Annotated in this window: 7 protein-coding genes; 4 read left to right on the top strand and 3 right to left on the bottom strand. The window is 73.1% G+C overall.

What is annotated here, in order from left to right:
• Window positions 1-27 precede the first annotated feature (27 nt).
• Both SSBG_RS28725 and SSBG_RS28720 read right to left on the bottom strand, forming a co-directional pair.
• Window positions 28-951: an alpha/beta fold hydrolase gene (locus SSBG_RS28725; protein WP_008749539.1), complete on the bottom strand. Its 924-nt coding sequence runs from the start codon at window positions 949-951 to the stop codon at window positions 28-30.
• Between the two features lie 173 nt (window positions 952-1124).
• On the bottom strand, window positions 1125-2381 hold the full coding sequence (locus SSBG_RS28720; RefSeq protein WP_234010784.1) for a 3-methyl-2-oxobutanoate hydroxymethyltransferase: 1257 nt from the start codon (window positions 2379-2381) through the stop codon (window positions 1125-1127).
• Between SSBG_RS28720 and SSBG_RS28715 the strand changes: the two genes are divergently transcribed.
• Window positions 2380-2946, top strand: a complete 567-nt coding sequence (locus SSBG_RS28715) for an ABC transporter permease (RefSeq protein WP_234010685.1) — start codon at window positions 2380-2382, stop codon at window positions 2944-2946. The two genes, SSBG_RS28720 and SSBG_RS28715, sit on opposite strands and share 2 nt — an antisense overlap.
• An 83-nt stretch (window positions 2947-3029) precedes the next feature.
• On the top strand, window positions 3030-3773 hold the full coding sequence (locus SSBG_RS28710) for an ABC transporter ATP-binding protein (RefSeq protein ID WP_008749536.1): 744 nt from the start codon (window positions 3030-3032) through the stop codon (window positions 3771-3773).
• Here SSBG_RS28710 and SSBG_RS28705 read toward each other — a convergent pair.
• Entirely contained in the window at window positions 3725-4660 is a 936-nt protein-coding gene (locus SSBG_RS28705) for a transposase family protein (protein ID WP_008744639.1), read from the bottom strand. The genes SSBG_RS28710 and SSBG_RS28705 overlap by 49 nt on opposite strands.
• Window positions 4661-4785: 125 nt before the next feature.
• On the opposite strand from SSBG_RS28705, the gene SSBG_RS28700 reads away from it, so the two are divergent.
• Both SSBG_RS28700 and SSBG_RS28695 read left to right on the top strand, forming a co-directional pair.
• Window positions 4786-5256, top strand: a complete 471-nt coding sequence (locus SSBG_RS28700) for a TOBE domain-containing protein (RefSeq protein WP_008749535.1) — start codon at window positions 4786-4788, stop codon at window positions 5254-5256.
• 88 nt (window positions 5257-5344) lie between these two features.
• Window positions 5345-6592 (top strand): MFS transporter, encoded by a 1248-nt coding sequence (locus SSBG_RS28695; protein ID WP_008749534.1) that lies wholly within the window; start codon window positions 5345-5347, stop codon window positions 6590-6592.
• Window positions 6593-6627 lie beyond the last annotated feature (35 nt).

The raw sequence follows: 6627 nt of genomic DNA, 5'->3' as shown, positions 1-6627 counted from the left end.
CTTCACCCGCGGGCGGATCAGGCCCGCTCACCGGCCATCGGCACCGCCCGCGCCGGGTGCGCCGGGTTCGGCCGCGCGGTCGGTCTCGGCTCCGGCCTGGGCTCCGGCCTCGGCGAGGAAGCTCAGGATGCGGGCGGACGCACTCGCCTCCGTCTGCTCGGCGACGGGGACGTTCCAGTACGCGGCGAGCGGCAGACACTCCTGGAGGTAACGGGCGGCGGAGGGGGCGTGGGACGTGTCCTGCCCCGGGACGGCGAGCGCGGGCACATCGAGCGCGAGCAGGTCCTCGGGCTCGGGTCCCGGCGCGGTGTCGCGGTCGAAGAGGAGCCGGGCGCTGCCCTCGGCGAGGGCGAGGTAGCGCGCGAGCGGCGTTGCGGCGAAGCGCGCGGCGAAGTCCTCGTCGGCGCGCAGGAGGCGGACCCAGGGGCCGGGGCGGGGGTCCTCGGTGAAGCCCGCCGTCGTCGCCCGCGCGAGGCGCGCGACCTCGGCGAGCCCGTACGTCCCGGCGAAGGCGAGGTGGGTACGGAACCTCTCGTGCTGCTTGCGGCGGTAGTGCACTCCCCCGGCCGGTGAGTACAGGACCATGCCGCGGACGCGGCCGGGGTGCTCGGCGGCGAGCTGGAGTGCCGAGGAGCAGCCGACGCAGCCGCCCATGACGTGGGCGCGGTCGATGCCGAGGTGGTCGAGGAGGCCGAGGCCCTGGCGGGCGTAGGCGGACCAGGAGAGGCGTTCCAGCCGGCCGCCCGAGGCGCCGGACTCGCGGCGGTCGAAGGTGACGCAGGTGTAGTGGCGGCCGAGGTGTTCGAGCAGGCGCAGCCGCCGGTAGACGCCGACCGTGCGCCACGCCTCGCCCGAGGAGTCGAAGCCGCCGGGCGAGAACATGAGCAGCGGCGGGCCCGAACCGGTCACCTCGTACCGCGTGGGGATGCCGTCCGCTTCGGCGACGGGCATGGGGGGGCTCCTTTCGTGGGCGGACCGGGCGGCTCGCGACGGACCGGGCGGCTCGTGGCGGACCCGGCGGACCCGGCGGACCGGGCGGCTCGTGGTGGGCGGCTCGTGGTGGGCGGCTCGCGACGGACCGCGTGGCTCGTGGCCGACTCGGGCACTCGTGGTGGGCCGGTGCGTCAGTTCCCGGCGGTTTCCGTGACTTTGACGCCCCCCGCGATCTGGCGGCCCGCGCGGACGTCGCGGGCGCAGGCGCTGATCGCGTCGTAGGCGGTGCGGGCCGCGTGGGCGTAGGTGTCCGGGGGGTTGTCGAGGGTGTCGGCGGCGTAGCCGATCGCGGCGCCCGCCATCCGCATCCGGCCGTCGAGCCAGGGCCCGCCGCCGAAGCCGCCGAGGACGGGCACGCCGACGGCGCGGGCGACGGCCTCACCGATCACGGGGCCCGAGTTGGTGAAGTTGAGCAGGACCGCGCCCGCCTCCTCCAAGCGGCGCGCCTGGGCGAGGAGTTCGGCGCGCATCCGCTCGGGGACCTGCTCCTCGGCGCTCGGTGCGGCGCTGTACGCGACCCCGTACCGCAGCGCGGTCTGCGGGGTGATGCCGAACTGCGCGAAGACCGGTATCCCGGCGCGCGTGACGGCCTCGACCGCTTCGGGGAAGTCGGCGGCTCCGTCGAGCTTGACGAGGTCGACGCCGGTCTCCTTGACGAAGCGGATCGCGGCGCGGACGGCGGCGGCGCTGCCCTCCTGGAGCGGGCCGTAGGGAAAGTCGACGCTGACGAGGGCACGGCGCACGCCGCGGCGGACCGCGCGGGCCACGACGACCATCTCGTCCATGGTGACTTCGAAGGGGTTGCTGTGACCCCAGAGGTTGACGCCCACGGTGTCGCCGACGGAGACGAGGTCGACGTCCGCGCGGTCCACGATGCGGGCCATCTGGTGGTCCCAGGCGACGACGCCGACGATCTTCGCGCCGTTCCTCTTCTTCGCCCGCAGGGTGTCGAGGGTGATCCTGTCGCTCATGCGCCTTCCGGGTGGGTACGGGCCGCGGGCCGTCAGGCGCGCAGCGCGGTGAGCAGTTCGCGCGCGTCGTCCTCGTCGGCGGAGAGCAGCAGGACGCGGGCGCAGGGCCGCCACGGCCTCGTCGGCCTCGAGGCCGTCGCCGAGGACGACACCGGCGGTGGTGATGCCGCGCGCGAAGCAGATGCGGCCGATGTGGGCGGCGGCGCGGTGCCCGCTGTCCTCGCCGGCGAGGACGACGGTGACGTCCGTGCCGCTGAGGACGGAGTCGAGGGAGGCGGGAGCGCCGCCGAGTTCGCGCAGGGCGGGGGGCGCCGGGGCGGGTGCCGGGGTGGTGCCGGGGCCGGGTGCCGGGGCGGAGGGCCGACTTTCCTCGTCGCCCTCCGTGCTCCTCGGGATCGGCGCCGCGACCATCGTCATGCTGCTCACCACGGTCGTCTCCTGGGTCGTCCACCGCACCAAGGCACCGGGGCGCGGACTGCTCGACCTGCTCGCCTTCACACCGATCGTGATCCCCGGCCTCGTCCTCGGGCTCGCGCTCGCCTTCGTCTACCTGCGGGTCCCGCTGCCGGTCTACGGCACGCTGCTGATCCTGCTGCTCTCGTACTGCACCCGCTACCTGCCCTACGGGATGCGCTACTCCAGCTCGGCGATGGCGCAGATGGCGCCCGAGCTGGAGGAGTCGGCGCAGGTCTCGGGGGCCTCCTGGTTCCAGACCTTCCGGCGGGTCCTGCTGCCGCTCATGAGCAACGGTGCGACGGCGGGCTGGATCTACATCCTCGTGGTGTCCTTCCGCGAGCTGTCCAGCACGATCCTGCTCTACAGCCCCGGCAAGGAGGTCCTGGCCGTCCTCATCTGGGAGCAGTTCGGGAACGGGCAGTTCACGACGCTCGCGGCGCTCGGCGTCTGCATGATCCTCATCCTGGTGGTGCTCGTCACCGCCGCCTACCGCTTCGGGGCCCGCTTCGGCCTCCAGAACGACTGACCCCGTTCCCCTCCCCGGAACGGGCGCACCACGCACCACGCACCACGCACCACACCGAGCCGAACACCCGAAGGGACACCGGGATGCTGACTGTGGAATCCCTCGCCAAGAGTTACGAGCCCACCGCGGCCGCCTCGCGCCGGGCGCGGCGGAACGGGGACGGGGCGGCGGGTAAAAAAGGCGCGGCGCGGCGGCAGGAGACCACCGCCGCGGGGACCCGGCTGTTCGCCGTGGACGACATCGACTTCACCGTCGAGGACGGCGAGCTGTTCACGCTGCTCGGGCCCTCGGGCTGCGGCAAGACGACGACGCTGCGCTCGGTGGCGGGCCTGGAGCGGCCCACGCACGGCCGGGTCACGCTCGGCGAGCGGGTCATCTTCGACGCGGAGCACGGGGTCAACGTGCGGGCGAACAAGCGCGGTCTCGGCATGGTCTTCCAGTCGTACGCGATCTGGCCGCACATGAGCGTCTTCAAGAACGTCTCCTTCCCGCTCGACGTCATGCCGCGCGTCAGGCGGCCCGCGAAGGAGGAGATAGCGCGCCGGGTGCACGAGGTCCTGGACGTCATCGAGCTGGGCCCCTACGCGCGGCGCCCCGCCACCAACCTCTCCGGCGGGCAGCAGCGGCGCCTCGCGCTGGCGCGGGCGCTCGTGACGCAGCCGGACCTGATGCTCCTATCCGACCCGCCTGACCAGCAACACGACATCCCGAGTTCAACCTCGGTAACGAACTGGTGCGTGATTGCGGTTGAGGCGTGTTTGCCTGATCAGGGGCGTGGTTACGCGTTGGCGGTTCGGTCGGAGACGAGGCCGGCGATGGCCCGGTAGGTGTCGGGCAGGGCCTCTCGCCGGTGCGTCCAGCGGGTCAGCTGTTTCCAGCGTTTGTGGTCGGCAAGCGCGTGCTCGACGGTGATGCGCTTCGATGAGTGTCGGTGCCGGGCCTCTTCTCTGGCGGCGTGCACGTGCGGCAAAGCGATCTTGTTTGGTTTTCTGGGCGGTGTGATCGCCTGGCCGGGGTGATCACGCCGGAGACCGAGGTAGCCGTCGTCCAGAAGCACTTCCACGTCCGGGAAGTGCTGGAAACAGGTTCCGATACCTTCGTTGCGTGTGGCGGTCGCATCGTGCATCCGGCCTGGCCGCAGGGCGTCGGTCCAGAGAGTGCGGCCCTGATGGTCGGCAACGACAGTGGCCTTCATCGTGTTCTGCTTCTTCTTGCCCGAGACGAACGCCCGGCGTCCGCCGCGGCCGGCTGCGGGCCGGCGGACCTGGATCTCGGTGGCATCCAGCCGCAGCTCGATGCCCTCGGCCTGGGCGTAGGCGAACACATCCGCCAGGGTCCGAAGCCGCAGGCCAGGACGGTCAGGGACCGCGCATCCGCGTTCGGCCAGGAGCCCGCGCATCTCTCCGACCGCGCGGGTAACGGTGGAACGGTCGACACCGGACAACAGGGCCAGGACGGAGTGCGGGAGATCGTGCCGCAGGTGAATCAGCGTGACGACCAGCCGGTCGACGAACACCAGCCGATGCCGGGCACCGGCCCCCGCCTCACGTTTCCTGGCCCCGCCGCGAGCCTCGTGACGACGCCCCTCAATCATGGCCTGCCACGGGCCAGCCAACTCCTCGACCAGGCAAGCCAGATGCTGCCGGGAGACACCGGTGAACAGCTGATGCGCGAGAACGTTCCGGTCGACCGTGATCACCACGGACTGGATCATCCCACCCTCGCGCGATCCCTCCCCAACCGCAATCACGCACCAGCTCGTTAGAGCTCAAGCGCCTCCAGCGCGAACTGAGCCTCACCGCCGTCTACGTCACGCACGACCAGGCGGAGGCGCTGGTCATGTCGAACCGGATCGCGGTGATGAACAACGGCCGCATCGAGCAGGTCGGCAAGCCGCGCGACATCTACACCCGGCCCGCGACACGCTTCGTCGCCGAGTTCATCGGCAGCTCCAACTTCCTGGAGGGGAAGGTGACGGAGGTCCTGGGCGCGGAGGTGACGGTCGAGACGCCGCACGGGCCGCTCGTGGCGCGCGAGTGCCCGCGCCGCCCGGCCGTGGGGGACGCCGTGCTGCTCTCGATCCGGCCCGAGAGCCTCGGCATCTCCGAGGGGGCCCCGGCCTCCCCCGTCAACTCCTGGCGCGGCCTGGTCCACAACCGGGCCTTCCTCGGCGACTCCATCGACCACATCACCACCGTCGGCGAAACGCGGCTGCGCAGCCGCTCCAACCCGTCCGTGTCGATCCCCCCGGGCACCGAGGTGCACCTCGGCGTCGATCCGCGCAACGTCACGCTCGTGCCCGTCGACTGAGCCGTCCGGACGCCGTCCGGGGACGGCACCCGCCCGGGTCCCCGCGGCCTCCGCCGGGACCCGGGCGACGCGAAGGGGACCTTCTCGTATGACCCTGCACCGCATCCCGCTGCCCGACGTCCTGCGGCACCGCGATTTCACCCTCTACTGGTCCGGCGTGGTCCTCTCGCAGATCGGCACGCGGGGCGCCGTCGCCGCCAACCTGTACCAGGTCTACCAGCTCACCGGCTCCACCGCGCAGGTCGGTCTCGTGGGGCTCGCGCAGGCCGTGGCGCTGCTCGTCCTCTCGCCGCTCGGCGGGGTGCTCGCCGACCGGCTCGACCGGCGGCGGCTGCTCCAGTGGAGCCAGTCGCTCGCCCTCCTCGCCTCGCTCGCCCTCGCCCTCCTCACCCTCACCGGCGCCGCCACCGTCCCCGCGGTGCTCGTGGGTTCGCTGCTCGCGACGGCGGCGGCGACCTTCGACCAGCCGGCCCGGCAGGCGCTCATCCCCGCGATGGTGCCCCGCTCGCAGCTCGTCGCGGCCTTCGCGCTGCTCAATCCCTCACGGGAACTCGCGGTGCTGCTCGGTCCCGCGCTCGCCGGAGTGCTCATCGCGCTCGGCGGGCCGGGGGCGGTGTACGTGCTCGACACCGTCACCTACGCCGCGCTGATCGTCGTGCTCGGGGTGCTGCGGGTGCCGCCGCTCGCCGGTGAGGGCGCGCGCGCCGGGGTGTGGCGGAGTATGCGCGAGGGGCTCTCCTACGTGCGCGGGGAACCGGTGGTGTGGCGGCTCATGGCGCTCGACCTGAGCGCCACGCTCTTCGGCGCGTACCGCGTCCTGCTGCCCGAGCTTTCGGACAAGGTGCTGCACGCCGGGCCCACCGGCTACGGGCTGCTCACGGCGGCTCCCTCGGCGGGAGCGCTGCTCGGCTCGGTGTGGATCTTCCGCCTCGTGCGCACGGCCCGGGCCGGACACCTCGTGCTGTGGGGCACGGCCGGGTACGGACTCGCCGTGCTGGCGCTGGCGCAGGCCCGGGTGTTGTGGCTCGCGCTGCCCGCGGCGCTCGCGCTCGGCGTCGCGGACGCGATGGCCACGACGGTGCGGCACGCGGCGGTGCAGGTCGAGACGCCGGACGCGCTGCGGGGGCGGGTCTCGGCGATCTACCAGATGTGCTCGCGCGGCGGTCCGGCGCTCGGCGACTCGGTGCTCGGCGCGCTGGCGGGGGCGCTCGGCCCGGTCGTCACGCTCACCGCGGGCGGCCTCGTCCCGCTCGCCGCCTCGGCGCTGAGCGGCGCGCTCGACACGACGGTCCGGGCCTACCGGGTCCCCGGCGAGACGGCGAAGAACGCCGCGTGAGGCGCGCCCGCCGGGGGACACACGGGAGGGGCCCC

It is taken from the genome of Streptomyces sp. SPB074 (assembly GCF_000154905.1).
Lineage (GTDB): Bacteria > Actinomycetota > Actinomycetes > Streptomycetales > Streptomycetaceae > Streptomyces.
The sequence above is the reverse complement of the archived record's forward strand: the minus strand, read 5'-3'. Positions and strand labels throughout refer to the sequence as shown.